Source organism: Chryseobacterium formosum (assembly GCF_026460885.1).
Classification (GTDB): domain Bacteria; phylum Bacteroidota; class Bacteroidia; order Flavobacteriales; family Weeksellaceae; genus Chryseobacterium; species Chryseobacterium formosus.
On sequence record NZ_JAOVZW010000001.1, the window covers coordinates 348,106 to 363,882 of the forward strand.

Here is a 15,777-nt window from a genome sequence, read left to right on the forward strand (position 1 = left end):
CTTTTCTTATATTTAATATTTATTTGATTTAACTTTGCGACTTACAAAACACCAAATTATTTAAATGGGTTACCTCCATTCTTATAGATATTTTTTTGTTCTCATTCTTTTGAGCAACTTTTTATATGGTCAAAACAAAAATCAAAATCAATCTGAAGTTGATTTTTTGGTAAAACAAATCAATGCTATTCAGTTATCTGGAAAATCTGATCAGGTTTTAGAAGCGTCTCAAAAACTTTTAACGTTATCAAATAATTTGAAAAATGAGAAAGGGCTTTCTTATGCAAATTATTATTTAGCACAATATTATTACGATCACGCAAAGTTTAAGCAAAGTATTGATTACGCTAAAAAAGCACAGAAATACACTCCATATTTAGAAAAAGATAAAACACATTCAGCGAACATTTCATCATTATTAGGTGGAAATTATTTACTTCTTGAGCTTTACAGTTTATCTTTTGAAAATTACAGAAAAGCCCTCAAAATTCTCGAAACAAAAAATAATAAGACATCAACCGATTCACTTACACAAAGTTCTGTTTATTCCCATTTAAGCTACATTTATGAGAATATAAACAAGCCGGATTCGATGTATTATTTTCTGCAAAAAAAAAAATATCCTAAAAACAATCGATTTGCAAGATGCTTATATTCAAAAAGGCTGTTCGTGTTTAGGTTTTGGAAACTATCATTTAAATCAAAATAAAATTGATTCAGCGCAACATTACTACAATAACTCGTTAAATCATTTTAAAGATAAAGAACATCCTTGCAAAATTGAAGCATTAATTGGTCTGGGAAATCTAAATGCTTCACAGAAAAATTATTCTGAAGCTCAAAAATTCTATGATTTCGCTTTAAAGAGTTTCGATCAAAATCATTTTCCGGATATTTTGAGCGAATTGTATAAAAAAATTGCTGAGCTAAAAATCTCTCAGGGAATTGCAACAGAAGCTAAACATTACTCTGATTTGTATCTTAAAACCAATAAGGAACTTAATGATCAGATGAAAAAAGAAAGAGATTTTGTGCTGAATGAAGCAATGAAAGAGGAAAAAATAAAATACAATCTTGAAGCTAAAAAAACAAAACAAACCACTTTAATTATTATTTCTTTGCTCGTAATTATCACGGCAATTATTATTTATCTTCTTAAAAAATCTAAATCAAAGAATCAGGAAACAATTAAAATCACAGAAAATTTAATTAAAGAAAAAGAAATCCGAGAACAGGAAACCCACAAACTGAAACAACAGATCAACGAAGCTTTTGATGAAGTAATACAATTGGCAAAAGATAATAATCCGTCATTTTACACACGATTTCATGAAGTATATCCTAAATTTCAGTCTAAAATGTTACAATTAAATGAAAATTTAAAACCAAGCGAACTGACTTTTGCAGCGTATGTTTATTTAGGATTTTCAACAAAAGAAATTGCAGATTACACTTTTAAAGCCTCAAAAACAATTGAAAATAACCGTTATAATTTCAGAAAAAAAATCAATCTTTCTCCTGAAAAAGATCTTCAGATTTGGTTGAGAAACTACATTGATTCAGAATAAAAAATCCCTTTCATAAAGTTTATGAAAGGGATTGTATTTAAATTTTAAATTTTCTTAAGTCAACATTCCTCCGTCAACGTTTAAAACCTGACCGGAAATATAAGAAGACATTTCGCTACCAAAGAAAACACAAGCATTTGCCACATCTTCAGGCTGTCCTCCTCTTTTCAAAGGAATACCATCTCTCCATCCCTGAACTGTTTTTTCGTCTAAAGCAGCTGTCATTTCAGTTTCAATAAATCCTGGAGCAATTGCATTACAACGGATATTTCTAGAACCTAATTCCAGAGCAATAGACTTGGTAAATCCGATAACTCCAGCTTTAGAAGCAGCATAATTTGCTTGTCCGGCATTTCCTTTTACACCAACTACAGAAGTCATATTGATGATAGAACCCGATTTCGCTTTCATCATCGGCTTAATTACCGCTTTCGTAAGGTTGAATACTGAATCTAAATTAACCTTGATAATTGTATCCCAATCGTCTTTTGACATTCTCATCAAAAGATTATCTTTTGTAATTCCAGCATTGTTTACCAAAATATCAATTTTACCAAACTCAGCCATTACATCATCTACCAATTTTTGAGCTGCATCGTAATCTGAAGCATCAGACTGATAACCTTTAATTTGAGTTACAGAACTTAAAGCAGTTTCTAATTCTTTCGCTTTTTCCACAGATCCGGCATAAGTAAATGCCACTTTCGCTCCCTGTTGAGCAAAAATTTCGGCAATACCCTTCCCGATTCCTCTTGTAGCTCCGGTTATTAGCGCTACTTTTCCTTCTAATAGTTTCATATAATGATTATTTATTTTAAACTTAAATAATTTAGTGGTGTAAATTATCAGTTTGCAAAGATATTATAATTTGCTGTCTGTGATAAATCAACAGCTTATTTTCTTTTATTTTAGTGAATTATTTACGATCAGCACAATCTCTCCTTTCAAAGTTTTACTTTTAGAAAACTCAATCAGTTCATCAATTGTTCCTCTTTTTGTTTCTTCGAATTTTTTTGAAATTTCTCTGCTTAAACTCGCTTTCGTTTCATCCCCAAAAAATTCTTTTATTTGCTCTAAAGTAGTGTTGATTTTATGCGGACTTTCGTAAAAAACAATAGTCTTTTTCTCTTCTGCAAGCTGCTTCAATTTTGTTTGTCTGCCTTTTTTGGGAGGTAAAAATCCTGCAAACAAGAATTCATTATTTGGCAAACCTGAAACTACCAAAGCAGGAATCAAAGCTGTTGCTCCCGGAAGACAAATCATTTCTATATTATTGTCTGAACCAGCTTTTGCCAATAAATAACCCGGATCTGAAATTCCCGGAGTTCCTGCATCTGTAATAATTGCAATATTTTGTCCGGCTTGAAGATCAGAAATCACTTTCTCCGTTGCAGTGTGCTCGTTATGTAAATGATAAGATTTTAAAGGTTTTGAAATTTCGTAATGTTTCAAAAGTACTCCCGAAGTTCGTGTGTCTTCACACAAAATATAATCGACTTCTTTCAGCACTTTTATGGCTCTGAAAGTCATGTCTTCTAAGTTCCCGACCGGTGTGGGAACGAAATATAGAATTCCACTCAAAATTAAATATATTTATTTTCTACCAATAACCAAAGTCTTTGCGCATATTCATCCACTTTATCCCATTTTTTATCGTAATAAAGCTCGCTCAGATATTCTTTGGCTTCGTTAATATTTCTGCATCTGTTTAGCTCAGAAACGGCATCATTTAAGTCTGTCTGACTTCCGCCGAAAAGTACTTTTGTGAAAGCAATTCTATCGTTCAGATCAAGTCTGAATTCTGGTCTTTGCTTTTCAGCTTCCATAAAGTTTATCGGAATATTGGTTTTAATCAAACTTCCGGTGTCTTCTTTTACAACTGGAATTTCGACTTTTTCATGCGGAGTTTCTCTTTCCAAAGGATCATCATCAAACAAGGTCTGAATATTTTTTAAACCTCTGATATTGGCCAGTTTTATTTTCTTTTCCTGACGATAAGCCTCAATATTTTCGAAACTTTCGTCAGATTTTAGATTTTCCTGATTTACTTCTGATGGTTTATCAATATCAACAATTTTCCTTCTGTCTGAATCTTCAGATTTTACTTCGATTTCTTCAGCTTTAATTTCTTCAACTTCAGAATCTTTTTTAATTTCAGTTAAAATCGCTTCAACATTAGAATTTTCAGTGATAATTTCTTCCTGATTATGATTAAAATCATTTGATTGATATTCACTTTCTGTTTCTTCAATCAAAATTTCATCTTCATTTTGTTCCGTTGCAAAAATATCAGCAATAACATGAGTTTCTGTTTCTGCGGAATCCGATTTCTGAATTTCCTCTTCAGTAATTTCATTTAATTGATCATTAAAAACTACCTCTTCTTCTGTAACTTCATTGTTGAAACTTTCTTCAATAAAATCATCATCACTTTCAGGCTCAGAATCTTCAAGAATTCGGTCTTCATCTACAAAACTTAAAACTTGATCGGTATTTTCCGGTTCTTCATCAATTTCATTCAATTGGTTATTAAAAACAGCTTCTTCTTCCAATTCCAAATGATCTGAAATTTCATCTGAGACAAAATTTTCGTTCGCTTCAGGTTGATTTTCTTCTGCTAACTGAACAACATTTTCATGGAAATCGCTTTCGATAATTTCATTCAGTTGATTATTAAAAATAGCTTCCTCCTCTTCTACCAAAATATTATTTTCAGTTTCTTCAAAAGATTCGGAACCAATTTCTTTGAGTTCATTGTTGAAAATTGCCTCTTCTTCTGTTACCAAATGATCTGAAATTAAAACTTCAGTTCTCTGATAATTAGAAAAATTTGAATTTTCTTGGCTGTAATGTTCCAGATTTTTATTCAACAATTTCAAAAAAGCAATTTTTTCGGCAAGATCATTCAGCAGATCGTGCTTAGAAATCAGTTCGTCAACGTTGTTTGTTTTGCCTAAAATATCAATGATATTCTTAGATTCAAAAAAAATCTTATCCTGTAAATCTTGAATGTTCTGCATCGTAGATTCTTATTAAAATTGCTTACTTTTGATGTTAAAATATTACGGCTAATTTAACAAATGTTTTTAGAAAATACAATTAATCATTCCAAACAGAGCGGTTGGATGGAAGTTATTTGTGGCTCAATGTTTTCCGGAAAAACCGAAGAGTTGATCCGACGATTACGAAGAGCAGAAATGGCGGGGCAGAATGTGGAAATTTTTAAACCTAAAACAGATACAAGATATTCTGAAGAAGATGTTGTTTCACATAATAAAAATAAAATCCGCAGCACTGCTGTAGAAAATCCTAATGAAATTATTTTATTGGGATCAAATTGTGATGTAGTAGGAATTGATGAAGCTCAGTTTTTTGACGAAAGCATTGTAGAAATAGCCAATCAATTGGCAAACAGCGGAATTCGAGTAGTAATTGCAGGTTTGGATATGGATTTTCTTGGACGACCTTTCGGACCAATGCCGAATTTGATGGCAACAGCAGAATATGTGACGAAAGTTCACGCCATTTGCAGAAGAACAGGAAATTTAGCCAATTATTCCATGAGAACGTCTTCCGGAAAAGACCTTGTAGAATTGGGAGAAACAGAAGCTTATGATGCTGTGAGCAGAAGGATTTTTGTGGAAGAAGTTTTAAATAAGAAATAAGGTTAAGGCAAATTAATTCTTTGAAATCAAATTTATTTTTTAATTTTTTTATCACACTTAGCCTGCCGAAGTGCTTTTAAATAAATAACTTACTTAAATTAAAAATTGCGCCTTTGCGATTAACCAATAACACCAAAAAAATAAGCAGAAAGGGCACCAATGAATTATACCATCAAACAAATTGCAGAGATTGCCAACGCAAAAGTCATTGGTGATAAAAATTTAGTTATAAAAAACATAGCTTTTGACAGTAGAATTATTTATTCTACGAAAAATACTGCTTTCATAGCCATCAACACGAATAAAAATTCCGGAGAAAAGTTTATTGAATCTGCGATTGACAGAGGAATCAACGTGATTATTTCAGAACACCACTTTCCTCAGTTTGAAAATGTCAATTGGATTATTGTTGAAAATTCTGTGGAATTTCTTCAAAAATTAGCCAAATTTCATTTCGAAAATTCACTTTTAAAATCTATTGGAATTACCGGAAGCAACGGTAAAACGATTTTGAAAGAATGGCTTTACCAATGCCTTTGGAATGAATTTCCGACCGTAAAAAGTCCGAAAAGCTTCAATTCTCAGATTGGTCTTCCACTTTCTCTCCTTCAGATTAATGATTCTCACAAACTTGGAATTTTTGAAGTAGGAATTTCGAAACCTGATGAGATGCAGAAACTTGAAAGGATTTTTAGCCCTCAAATTGGTTTACTAACGCATATTGGAACTGCTCATCTTGCTAATTTCAAATCGGAAGAAGAATTGATTGATGAAAAAATCAAACTTTTTAAAGGTTCTGAAGTGATTATTTTTAATGGAGACAATCAATTGGTTTTAAATAAAATAAATAATCTATATTCAAGTAAAAAATTAATCACTTACGGTTTTAAAGAAAATAATCAGGTTTACTTTAAAAATTTAAATTCAAAAGAAGAAAATCTTATTGTAAAATATTTTGACGAAGAAATTTCTTTCCCTGTTCATCAAAGAGACGAAGCCACGTTAACCAATGCTTTGGCTCTTGTAACAGTTCTAAAGGAGCTAGGAATCGAAAATCAAAAGATTGTTGAAAAAATCAATACTTTAAAGGCCGTTGAAATGCGACTTGAAGCTATTGAAGGAATAAAAAACAATATCATCATTAATGATTCCTTTAATCTTGATTTAGATTCATTGAAAACCGCACTTCAGTTTTTAAATGAATACAATAAATCTAAAAAATCTTTGGTTTTAACTGATATTTTTGATGTCAATTTTAATTCTAAAGAATTATACGAAGAAGTTTCAGATTTGGTAAACGAACAAAAATTTGATTCTGTTTTCTTAATCGGCAACGAAATATCAAATTTCAGTGATTTATTTAAATCTAAAACATATACTTTCATTAATACTCATGAATTAATTGACAGTAAACATCTTACAGAACTAGAAAATCAAATCATTTTACTGAAAGGTGCAAGAAAATTTGAGATTGAAAAAGTAAAAGATTTACTTGAGCTTAGAAAACATGATACAGTTTTAGAAATTAATTTAAATGCACTTCTGCATAATATTAATTATCATAAATCCTTACTTAAACCAGCCACAAAAATGATGGCAATGGTAAAAGCAAACGCTTATGGATTAGGAAGTTATGAAATTTCAGAATTTTTGCAGCACCATCACATTGATTATCTTGGAGTTGCTTTCGCAGATGAAGGTGTTGAGCTTAGAAAGAAAGGAATTACGGTACCTATCGTTGTAATGAATCCTGAGCAACACAGCTATGACACAGTGATTGAATACAATTTAGAACCTGAAATCTACAGCTTCCGTGTTCTAGAATTGTTTTACGCAGCGGTTCAAAAATCGGGTTTTGATAAAAAATATCCTATCCACATAAAGCTTGAGACAGGAATGCATCGTCTTGGTTTTAAAGGTTTCGAGTTAAATGAGCTGAGCGAAACTTTAGACAAAATGAATGTAAAAGTTCAAAGTATTTTCAGTCATCTTTCGTCTTCAGATATACCAGAGGAGAAAGAGTTTACATTAAATCAGCTGGAAACATTTGAAAAAAATTCAAGCTATTTGATTAAAAAATTGAAATACACTCCTATCCGACATATCTTAAATTCATCAGGAATTACAAGCTACACCAATCATCAATATGATATGGTGAGAATTGGCATCGGAATGTTGGGAGAGTCACCAAATAGTGAAATACAAAAACAATTACAATCTGTTGTAAGTTTTAAAACCGTAATATCACAAATTTCTTTAGTAGAAAACGGAGAATCTGTTGGTTACAGCAGAAGATTTAAAGCTGATCATAATACAAAAATAGCCACAATTCCCGTTGGATATGCAGACGGAATTCCGAGATTAATTGGAAATCAAATCGGAAATGTTGGCGTTAATAAACACTTAGCTCCCATTGTAGGAAGCATTTGCATGGATATGATGATGATCAATGTTGACCATATTCCGAATGTAAAAGAAGGTGATACCGTTACCGTTTTTAATGCAAAACCAAGTTTAAAAGAATTTGCAGAATACTGTAAAACCATCACTTATGAAGTATTAACCTCCATTTCACCTCGTGTAAAACGGATTTATGTAAAAGATTAACTATGAGAAAACTCCTGATTCTTTTATTTGCATTTCAATTACTTTTGATTCAATCTCAAGTAAAGAAAAACTTGGTCATTCCAAAAAATCCAAGAATAGGACTTTCACTTGCAGGTGGCGGAGCAAAAGGATTTTCTCATGTAGGAGTTCTAAAAGTTTTAGATTCTTTAGGTGTAAAAGTCGATTACATTTCAGGAACAAGTATGGGTGCAATCGTCGGTGGATTGTATGCATCAGGATATTCTGGAAAAGAAATTGAAAAGATTGTGATGGATACAGATTTTTATTCATTAATCCGAGATCCTAAATCAAGAAAAGAAAGTTCATTTTTTAATAAATCAGTAGATAAATATTTATTCTCCATTCCATTAAAAAACGGAAAAATTACACTCCCCTCTTCCATTAGTTCAGGACAGAAAAATGTCTATCTGTTGAAAGAATTATTTAAAAACGTTTCCAACGTGAATGATTTTTCTAAACTCCCTATTCCATTTCTATGTGTTGCCACGAATCTTGAAAGTGGAAATATGGAAATTTTTGAAAAGGGAGATTTAGTACAATCAATTATGGCAAGCTCAGCATTTCCTTCATTAATGGATCCAGTGAAAATTGGTGACAGTATTTATATTGACGGAGCAATGACGGTAAATTATCCTTCAAAACCATTGAAAGAAAAAGGAATTGATATCGTAATTGGTGTAGATTTAAATCAAGATCTTTCAAAAAGAGAAGATTTAAATAATATTATTTCGATTTTAAACCAAGTGATTGATTTCGGAATTCAAAAAGATACGAGAAGACAATATAAGTATACTGATATCAATATCAAGCCAAATCTAATAGGAATGACCGCAACAAGCTATGACGACAAGAAAAAAATTCTTGACAGCGGTTATGTTGAAGGTTTAAAATATTCAGCAGTTTTAGATCAACTTCCAAAACGTGAATTTGACCGTCTTAGACAGCCCGTAAATCCAATTTATTCCAATGTTTATAAGATTGATAGTATTTCGATAGATGGAGGGAAAATCTACGGTAAAAACTACGTTCTTGGTAAAATGGGGCTTCGTCTTCCATCTATGCAAACTTATGGAAGTATTAATAAAGGTTTAGACAAATTGGTTGCAACTAATAATTATCGTTTTATCAATTATGATATTGTAACAGAAAACAATTTCAATTATCTCAAATTATATGTAACCGAAGATGAAGCCAGACATTTCCTTAAAATTGGTTTACATTATGATGAGATTTTTAAAACCGGACTTTTATTAAATTATTCTGCGAAGCGTCTATTATTTAAAAATTCAAATCTTTCCTTAGATGTAGTTATAGGAGATAAACCTAGATATTATTTAAATTATTTTGTTGATAACGGATATATTCCAGGGTTTGGAATTTATTCCTCAGGGATGAGTTTTGATTTAAAAGGAGACAACAACATCAATGTAGATAAATGGGAATGGCTTCGAAATGAAGTTTACATACAATCTGTTTGGAGAGATAAATTTGCAATCGGAACAGGGCTTAGTCATGATTATTTCGAAGCTGATATGAATGGTACAAACAAAAGATATAATCGCTTTTTAAATCCTTATGTTTTTGTAAAAACAGATACTCAGGATGACAGAGATTTTCCAACAAAAGGAATTTATCTTAATGCCGAAGGAAAAGTAATTGATTTACTTAAATCTGATGTCGAAAAACGTTTAATTCAAGTTAAAGCAGATGTAAGAGTAAATGTTCCAATCACAAAACAATTGAGTTATCATCTGAATCTTTATGGTGGGCTTACAATTGGCGACGACCTTCCTCAATATTATCAATACAGATTAGGAGGAATTTTCGAACAAAATATCATCAATTTCAAAAACTTTTCAGGTTTTTATTTTGCACAGCTCAATACGAATAACGTTGTGATGATTTCAAACGATTTGCAGTATAAATTTTATAAGAACTTATTTCTTAGCGGTAACTTCACTTTTGCTAATCTTTCAGATGATATAAGTTTTGAAGACGCTGTAAAAGTTAATTACAGTTCTGTAGGAGCAACTTTAGGATACAAATCTCCTTTCGGGCAAATAAAACTGAATTTCAGTCACTCTCTCAAAAACAATCAAAAAGGTATATTCAGTGTTATATTAGGACACTGGTTTTAAAATCATGATACAATTCTTTTACGAAAACATATCCGAATCTGTCAATACAGATTACACAAAATGGCTGGAAGAAATCATTCTTTCAGAAGGAAAAAAATTAGGTGAAATCAATTATATCTTCTGTGATGACGAATATTTACTGAAAGTAAATCAAGATTATCTTCAGCACGATTACTACACAGACATCATCACTTTCGACTATGTAAAAGGCAAAACCATAAACGGTGAGATTTTCGTATCTTTGCAGCGCATCTCAGACAACGCTTCTACTCTATCGAAAGATTACGAAGAAGAACTGAGAAGAGTTTTAGCTCATGGCGTTCTTCACCTTTCCGGATATAAAGATAAAACCGAAGAGGAAGAGCAATTAATGCGAAGCAAAGAAGATTTTTATTTAGCGAAATACAATTAAGAAATTGAAAAATTAAGTGATTAAGAAATTATATAATATCTAAATTTCACAATCTTTTAATTTTCTTAATTTATTTAAGAGCTTAATCCCGCTTCCGCACTCGCTATTATCTTTTATCAAAGAAAATGATCTCAAACAAATGCTACAATCGGGGCTAAAAACCCCACACACAAGCCTATTTAGCTTGTAATTTAAAAGAATGTTTCACGTGAAACATTTATATAAAAATTAAAATTTAAGGCTTAAAATAAGCAATAAAATATGATTTCAGAAATATATGATGTAATCGTAGTTGGTGCCGGTCACGCAGGATGTGAAGCAGCAGCTGCAGCAGCGAATTTAGGTTCAAAGACGTTGCTTGTTACAATGAACATGCAGACCATCGGACAGATGAGCTGCAATCCTGCGATGGGAGGAATCGCAAAAGGACAAATCGTAAGAGAAATTGATGCGATGGGAGGATATTCAGGGATTATTGCAGATAAATCTGCGATACAATTCAAGATGCTAAACCTTTCAAAAGGTCCTGCAATGTGGTCACCAAGAACACAAAATGACAGAATGCTCTTCGCAGAAGAATGGCGTTATGCATTAGAAAACACCCCAAATCTAGACTTTTTCCAAGATATGGTTAAGAGCTTAATTATTGAGAATAATAAAGCTGTTGGTGTAATAACTTCTTTAGGAATTGAAATCAGATCTAAATCTGTTGTTCTTACAAATGGTACTTTCTTAAACGGTTTAATCCATGTCGGAGATAAACAATTAGGTGGTGGAAGAATGGGCGAACCAAGAGCTTTTGGAATCACTGAACAATTGGTTTCTTTTGGGTTTGAATCTGGAAGAATGAAGACGGGTACTCCACCTAGAGTGGATGGAAGAAGCCTTGATTATTCTAAAATGGAAGAACAAAAAGGAGATGAAAACCCTCAAAAATTCAGCTATTTAGATAGTCCTAAATTAACTAAGCAATTAAGTTGTCACATTGTCTATACAAACGAAACTGTACACGATATTTTACGTGAAGGATTTGATAGAAGTCCAATGTTCAATGGTACAATTCAAAGTTTAGGACCAAGATACTGTCCATCTATTGAAGATAAAATCAACCGATTTGCAGAGAGAAACAGACATCAGTTATTCGTAGAGCCTGAAGGTTGGAAAACTGTTGAAATATATGTAAACGGATTCAGTTCTTCTTTACCTGAGGATGTTCAGATCAAAGCTATGAAACATATCCCTGGATTTGAAAACGTAAAAGTATTCAGACCTGGCTATGCTATTGAATACGACTACTTCCCTCCTACCCAATTAAAGCATACTTTAGAAACAAAATTAGTTGATAATTTATACTTTGCTGGACAAATAAATGGTACGACAGGTTATGAAGAAGCGGCAGGACAAGGCTTAATTGCTGGTATAAATGCTCACAATAAAGTACATGAAAAGGATGAATTTATCTTAAACAGAGATGAAGCGTACATCGGTGTTTTAGTAGACGATTTAATAACAAAAGGTACAGAAGAACCTTATAGAATGTTTACTTCAAGAGCTGAATATAGATTGCTTTTAAGACAGGATAATGCTGATATCAGATTAACTGAGAAAGCTTTTGAATTAGGCTTAGCAAAAGAAGAAAGATTGAGAAGAGTTGAAGAAAAAATAGCTAAAAGTCAGGAACTTGAGGCATTTTTACGAGAAACTTCTTTAAAGCCGGGAATAATTAATCCTATCTTAGAAAGTATGGAAAGTAATCCTGTAGATCAAGCTTACAGAGCTTCACAATTCCTTACAAGACCAAATATTACATTAGAAAAGCTTGACGAAATTGATACAATCAGAGAATTCACTTCTCAATTCACTGATGAAGTTCGTGAACAGGCTGAAGTAAATATCAAATATAAAGGTTACATTGAAAAGGAAAAAGAGAATGTCGCAAAGCTCAACCGTCTGGAAAATGTGAAAATTCCTGAGGATTTTGATTATTTAAAAATATCAAGTTTATCTTCAGAAGCTAAGCAAAAAATGAACAATGTCAGACCAAAAACAGTTGCTCAAGCTGGAAGAATTAGTGGTGTTTCTCCTGCTGATATAAATGTTTTACTGGTCTATTTAGGACGTTAAGTACAAAATGTTTCACGTGAAACATAGATAAAATAAAAGCAAATTTTAAGGTATTTCTGAGCTTATTAAAGCCTCTAAATATCTTAATTTTATTATTTAAAAGAATAATTCAAATGAAAATTAAAGATCATTTTCTCTCACAGGAAATATTTGAAATAAAAGAAACAGATACAAAAGGTGTTTTTAAAACCTCCCCTATTCCATCTAATATTTCAAAATATTATGAAAGTGAAGATTATATTTCTCATCATCAAGATTCAGGAAGTTTAAAAGAAAAACTATATAAATTTCTTCAGTCTTTTAATTTACAGTACAAAAAAACAATACTTTTAGATCGAATTAATAAGGGTTCAAAAGTTTTAGACTATGGTTGCGGTGCAGGAGAATTTGTAAAATATATAGAAAATGATTTTGAAGTTTTCGGATTTGAGCCCAATTCTGATGCAAGAAATGCTGCTCAAAATAAGATTTTAAAAGCAACAATTTTAGATAATATCAATATAATTGAAGATCACAGTTTGGATGCAATTACACTTTGGCATGTATTTGAGCACGTGGAAAATAAAGATGAAATGCTTGAAATTTTCAATAAGAAGTTAAAAGAAAAAGGCTTATTAATTATCGCTGTTCCCAACCCTACTTCTTACGATGCAAAACATTATAAAGAGTATTGGGCAGCTTACGATGTACCAAGACACATTTATCATTTTTCTAAAAAAGGAATGGAAAATCTTATTTCAAAGAAGCCAAATTGGAAAATGAGAAAAATTAAACCTTTGGTTTTAGATTCGTATTATATCTCGATGTTGAGCGAAAAATACAAGAAATCTCCTCTTTTTTGGCTAAAAGCAACAGTCTACGGAACGATTTCTAACATAAAAGCCCTTTTTTCTAACGAATTTTCAAGTTTGATATACATTATCGAAAAAAAGTAGAAAATCGATTTTTGATCTATTTCTAAAGGTTAATTTTTATCATTTACATCATAAAATTTTAAAAACTCAGGAATCTTTATTGAGTTTTTGTTTTTAGAACTATCAATTTAAATTATTTTATTGTTAAGAATCTGAAAGTTTTACTTCTCTCCTACCCTATTACTATTTCATATAAAATATTTCATTGATTATTAAATAAGGAGATCTTAAAAATTTATAGTGTCTTCTGAAAATTTACATTATTAATTTAAAGGCTAAATTTTTATCATTCTTTAAATTGAAAATAAATAAACTAAATTTGAAAGTTTTAAAAGAAAAAATTCACTGTTTAGTTTTAGAACAAGATAAAAATAGAAAAAAATTGTAAATTTTGAGTTTTAAAAAGTAAATTCTAACAAAAACCATCTATTTTAAGCTTTATTTTAAATTTATATATAAATACTTTAGAAAAATCTATTTATGGATTTTAAGCATATTTCTGAAAGTCAATTTTCCAACATTTTTCATGAAAAATAAAAATTTAATTGATTTTAAAGAAAAATAAAAAAGTCTGTCGGAAATTCCAACAGACTTAAAATTTATAAAAAATAAAAATTTCTTAATTATTGATTGCAGCAACTCCAGGAAGTTCTAAACCTTCCAGACTTTCAAGCATTGCTCCACCACCGGTAGAAACATAACTTACTTTTTCACCATAACCGAATTGCTTAACAAAAGCTACACTATCTCCTCCTCCAACTAATGAGAAAGCTCCCAATTTTGTTGCTTCAGCAATACTGTCACCTAAAGCAATAGTTCCAGCCGAAAAATTTGACATTTCAAAAACTCCGATTGGACCATTCCAAAGAATAGTTCTTGAATTAAGTAAAACATCATTAAACTGGTCTCTGGATTTTACACCAGCATCCAATCCCATCCAACCTTCAGGAATTTCATAGATACTTACTTCTTTTCTTTCAGCATCATTATTGAAACTTTCAGCAATAATAGTATCTGAAGGAAGATAAACTTTTACATTATGTTCTTTTGCTTTTCCTAAAATCTCAAGAGCAAGAGGTAATTTATCTTCTTCAACCAGTGAAGTTCCAATTTTTCCACCTAAAGCTTTAATAAAAGTAAATGCCATTCCACCACCAATGATTAAGTTGTCGATTGCTGGCAAAATATTTTCTATAATGGTAATTTTAGTTGAAACTTTAGAACCTCCAAGTATCGCTGTAACAGGCTTTTCACCGTTTTTTAAAACTTTATCGATTGCCTGAAGTTCTTTAGCCATCAGTAAACCGAAAGATTTAGTTGATTCGAAAAATTTAGCAATTACAGCCGTAGAAGCATGTGCTCTGTGAGCTGTACCAAAAGCATCATTCACATAAGCATCAGCTAATTTAGAAAGTTGTTCAGCAAAAGCTTTATCACCTTTCTCTTCTTCGCTATGAAAACGTAAATTTTCCAATAAAAGAATTTCTCCGGCTTTTAATTCAGAAGCAGCTTGCTCAGCTTTTTCACCAACACACTCATTTACAAATTTTACTTCTTTTCCTAGTACGTTAGAAACCTCTTCCACAATATGTTTTAAAGAAAATTCATCCTTAACCTCTCCTTTTGGTCTTCCTAAGTGAGCCATTAAAATTACAGAACCTCCATCTTTAAGAATTTTATCAACTGTAGGTTTTACAGCAACAATTCTTGTGTTGTCTGTAACTTTCAGCTGGTCGTCTTGCGGAACATTAAAATCTACTCTTACAAGAGCTTTTTTATCCTTAAAATTGAAATCATTGATTGTTTTCATATGCACTTATATTAATTTCTACAGTCATAGAAAATCAACTTGCATGTACAGTTCACAGAAACTGGAGAGGCAGGTCGATTTCTTAAATTCTTTTTGATTTTGTTTCACAAATGTAAGATTTTAAAGTCTCGCAAAAAATCGAATCTTTCAAAAGTTTTCAAAATTTTCTAAACAAAGCAACACTCATCAATCAACACTATCTTCTTTTTTTTAAAAGGAAAGAATGAATACTGTTGTTAAGTGTTGTGAGTTTCGGGGATAACTTTAAAGTTAAAACTTCATAACACTCAATTTATTTATAATTCATATTTAATTAACAAAATAAAATGCTGGAAATCTGATTTTTCGGACACTTACCAACAAATATGGATAACTTTTCCACGATTACAATTCTTAATAACCTATTTATGGAAAAACTAAAGAATTGTGTGATGAAAGTTTTTGAAAATTTCTGTCTGAAAATTTGGAAGCAACTTTCATTAATCAATTTTCGGATTAAAAAAAACATTATTTTTAAC

12 protein-coding genes are annotated in these 15,777 nt (G+C 31.2%); 8 read left to right on the forward strand and 4 right to left on the reverse strand.

All coding sequences use genetic code 11. From position 1 onward, the window contains the following. Positions 1 to 64 precede the first annotated feature (64 nt). Both OF897_RS01675 and OF897_RS01680 read left to right on the forward strand, forming a co-directional pair. Positions 65 to 709: a hypothetical protein gene (locus tag OF897_RS01675; RefSeq protein WP_267263955.1), complete on the forward strand. Its 645-nt coding sequence runs from the start codon at positions 65 to 67 to the stop codon at positions 707 to 709. After that, the gene (locus OF897_RS01680; RefSeq protein ID WP_267263956.1) at positions 639 to 1,568 is read left to right on the forward strand and encodes a hypothetical protein; all 930 of its coding nucleotides are present in this window, start codon (positions 639 to 641) and stop codon (positions 1,566 to 1,568) included. Before OF897_RS01675 ends, OF897_RS01680 begins: the two co-directional genes overlap by 71 nt. A 54-nt stretch (positions 1,569 to 1,622) precedes the next feature. Here the strand turns inward: OF897_RS01680 and fabG are convergent, their stop codons facing one another. The 3 genes from fabG to OF897_RS01695 form a co-directional block, all read right to left on the reverse strand. Further along, a complete protein-coding gene (fabG, locus tag OF897_RS01685) occupies positions 1,623 to 2,366 on the reverse strand; it encodes a 3-oxoacyl-[acyl-carrier-protein] reductase (protein ID WP_056027660.1) in 744 nt (247 codons plus the stop codon). 105 nt (positions 2,367 to 2,471) lie between these two features. Beyond that, on the reverse strand, positions 2,472 to 3,149 hold the full coding sequence (gene rsmI / locus OF897_RS01690; RefSeq protein ID WP_267263957.1) for a 16S rRNA (cytidine(1402)-2'-O)-methyltransferase: 678 nt from the start codon (positions 3,147 to 3,149) through the stop codon (positions 2,472 to 2,474). Positions 3,150 to 3,151: 2 nt separating this feature from the next. Next, entirely contained in the window at positions 3,152 to 4,588 is a 1,437-nt protein-coding gene (locus OF897_RS01695; protein WP_267263958.1) for a ring-infected erythrocyte surface antigen domain-containing protein, read from the reverse strand. 60 nt (positions 4,589 to 4,648) lie between these two features. Between OF897_RS01695 and OF897_RS01700 the strand changes: the two genes are divergently transcribed. The 6 genes from OF897_RS01700 (at position 4,649) to OF897_RS01725 (ending at position 13,470) form a co-directional block, all read left to right on the forward strand. After that, positions 4,649 to 5,233 (forward strand): thymidine kinase, encoded by a 585-nt coding sequence (locus OF897_RS01700; protein ID WP_267263959.1) that lies wholly within the window; start codon positions 4,649 to 4,651, stop codon positions 5,231 to 5,233. 159 nt (positions 5,234 to 5,392) lie between these two features. After that, on the forward strand, positions 5,393 to 7,840 hold the full coding sequence (locus OF897_RS01705) for a bifunctional UDP-N-acetylmuramoyl-tripeptide:D-alanyl-D-alanine ligase/alanine racemase (protein WP_267263960.1): 2,448 nt from the start codon (positions 5,393 to 5,395) through the stop codon (positions 7,838 to 7,840). Between the two features lie 2 nt (positions 7,841 to 7,842). Continuing rightward, positions 7,843 to 9,999, forward strand: coding sequence for a patatin-like phospholipase family protein (locus OF897_RS01710; protein WP_267263961.1), 2,157 nt, complete (start codon positions 7,843 to 7,845; stop codon positions 9,997 to 9,999). A 4-nt stretch (positions 10,000 to 10,003) separates the two neighbouring features. Then, positions 10,004 to 10,411, forward strand: coding sequence for an rRNA maturation RNase YbeY (gene ybeY / locus OF897_RS01715; protein WP_267263962.1), 408 nt, complete (start codon positions 10,004 to 10,006; stop codon positions 10,409 to 10,411). Between the two features lie 261 nt (positions 10,412 to 10,672). Continuing rightward, positions 10,673 to 12,535, forward strand: a complete 1,863-nt coding sequence (gene mnmG, locus OF897_RS01720; RefSeq protein ID WP_267263963.1) for a tRNA uridine-5-carboxymethylaminomethyl(34) synthesis enzyme MnmG — start codon at positions 10,673 to 10,675, stop codon at positions 12,533 to 12,535. A gap of 113 nt (positions 12,536 to 12,648) precedes the next feature. Beyond that, positions 12,649 to 13,470 carry a class I SAM-dependent methyltransferase gene (locus tag OF897_RS01725; RefSeq protein WP_267263964.1) on the forward strand — a complete coding sequence of 274 codons (822 nt, stop codon included), beginning with the start codon at positions 12,649 to 12,651 and terminating at the stop codon, positions 13,468 to 13,470. Positions 13,471 to 14,068: 598 nt separating this feature from the next. Here OF897_RS01725 and OF897_RS01730 read toward each other — a convergent pair. Beyond that, positions 14,069 to 15,259, reverse strand: a complete 1,191-nt coding sequence (locus OF897_RS01730; RefSeq protein ID WP_267263965.1) for a phosphoglycerate kinase — start codon at positions 15,257 to 15,259, stop codon at positions 14,069 to 14,071. Between the last annotated feature and the right edge of the window lie 518 nt (positions 15,260 to 15,777).

What these genes read in the sequence shown, in the direction of transcription:
- OF897_RS01705 (WP_267263960.1), top strand. Translation starts at nt 5,393, where the DNA reads ATGAATTATACCATCAAACAAATTGCAGAGATTGCCAACGCAAAAGTC.
- OF897_RS01695 (WP_267263958.1), bottom strand. Translation starts at nt 4,588, where the DNA reads ATGCAGAACATTCAAGATTTACAGGATAAGATTTTTTTTGAATCTAAG.
- mnmG (WP_267263963.1), top strand. Translation starts at nt 10,673, where the DNA reads ATGATTTCAGAAATATATGATGTAATCGTAGTTGGTGCCGGTCACGCA.
- OF897_RS01730 (WP_267263965.1), bottom strand. Translation starts at nt 15,259, where the DNA reads ATGAAAACAATCAATGATTTCAATTTTAAGGATAAAAAAGCTCTTGTA.
- OF897_RS01725 (WP_267263964.1), top strand. Translation starts at nt 12,649, where the DNA reads ATGAAAATTAAAGATCATTTTCTCTCACAGGAAATATTTGAAATAAAA.
- OF897_RS01700 (WP_267263959.1), top strand. Translation starts at nt 4,649, where the DNA reads ATGTTTTTAGAAAATACAATTAATCATTCCAAACAGAGCGGTTGGATG.
- fabG (WP_056027660.1), bottom strand. Translation starts at nt 2,366, where the DNA reads ATGAAACTATTAGAAGGAAAAGTAGCGCTAATAACCGGAGCTACAAGA.
- OF897_RS01675 (WP_267263955.1), top strand. Translation starts at nt 65, where the DNA reads ATGGGTTACCTCCATTCTTATAGATATTTTTTTGTTCTCATTCTTTTG.
- ybeY (WP_267263962.1), top strand. Translation starts at nt 10,004, where the DNA reads ATGATACAATTCTTTTACGAAAACATATCCGAATCTGTCAATACAGAT.
- OF897_RS01710 (WP_267263961.1), top strand. Translation starts at nt 7,843, where the DNA reads ATGAGAAAACTCCTGATTCTTTTATTTGCATTTCAATTACTTTTGATT.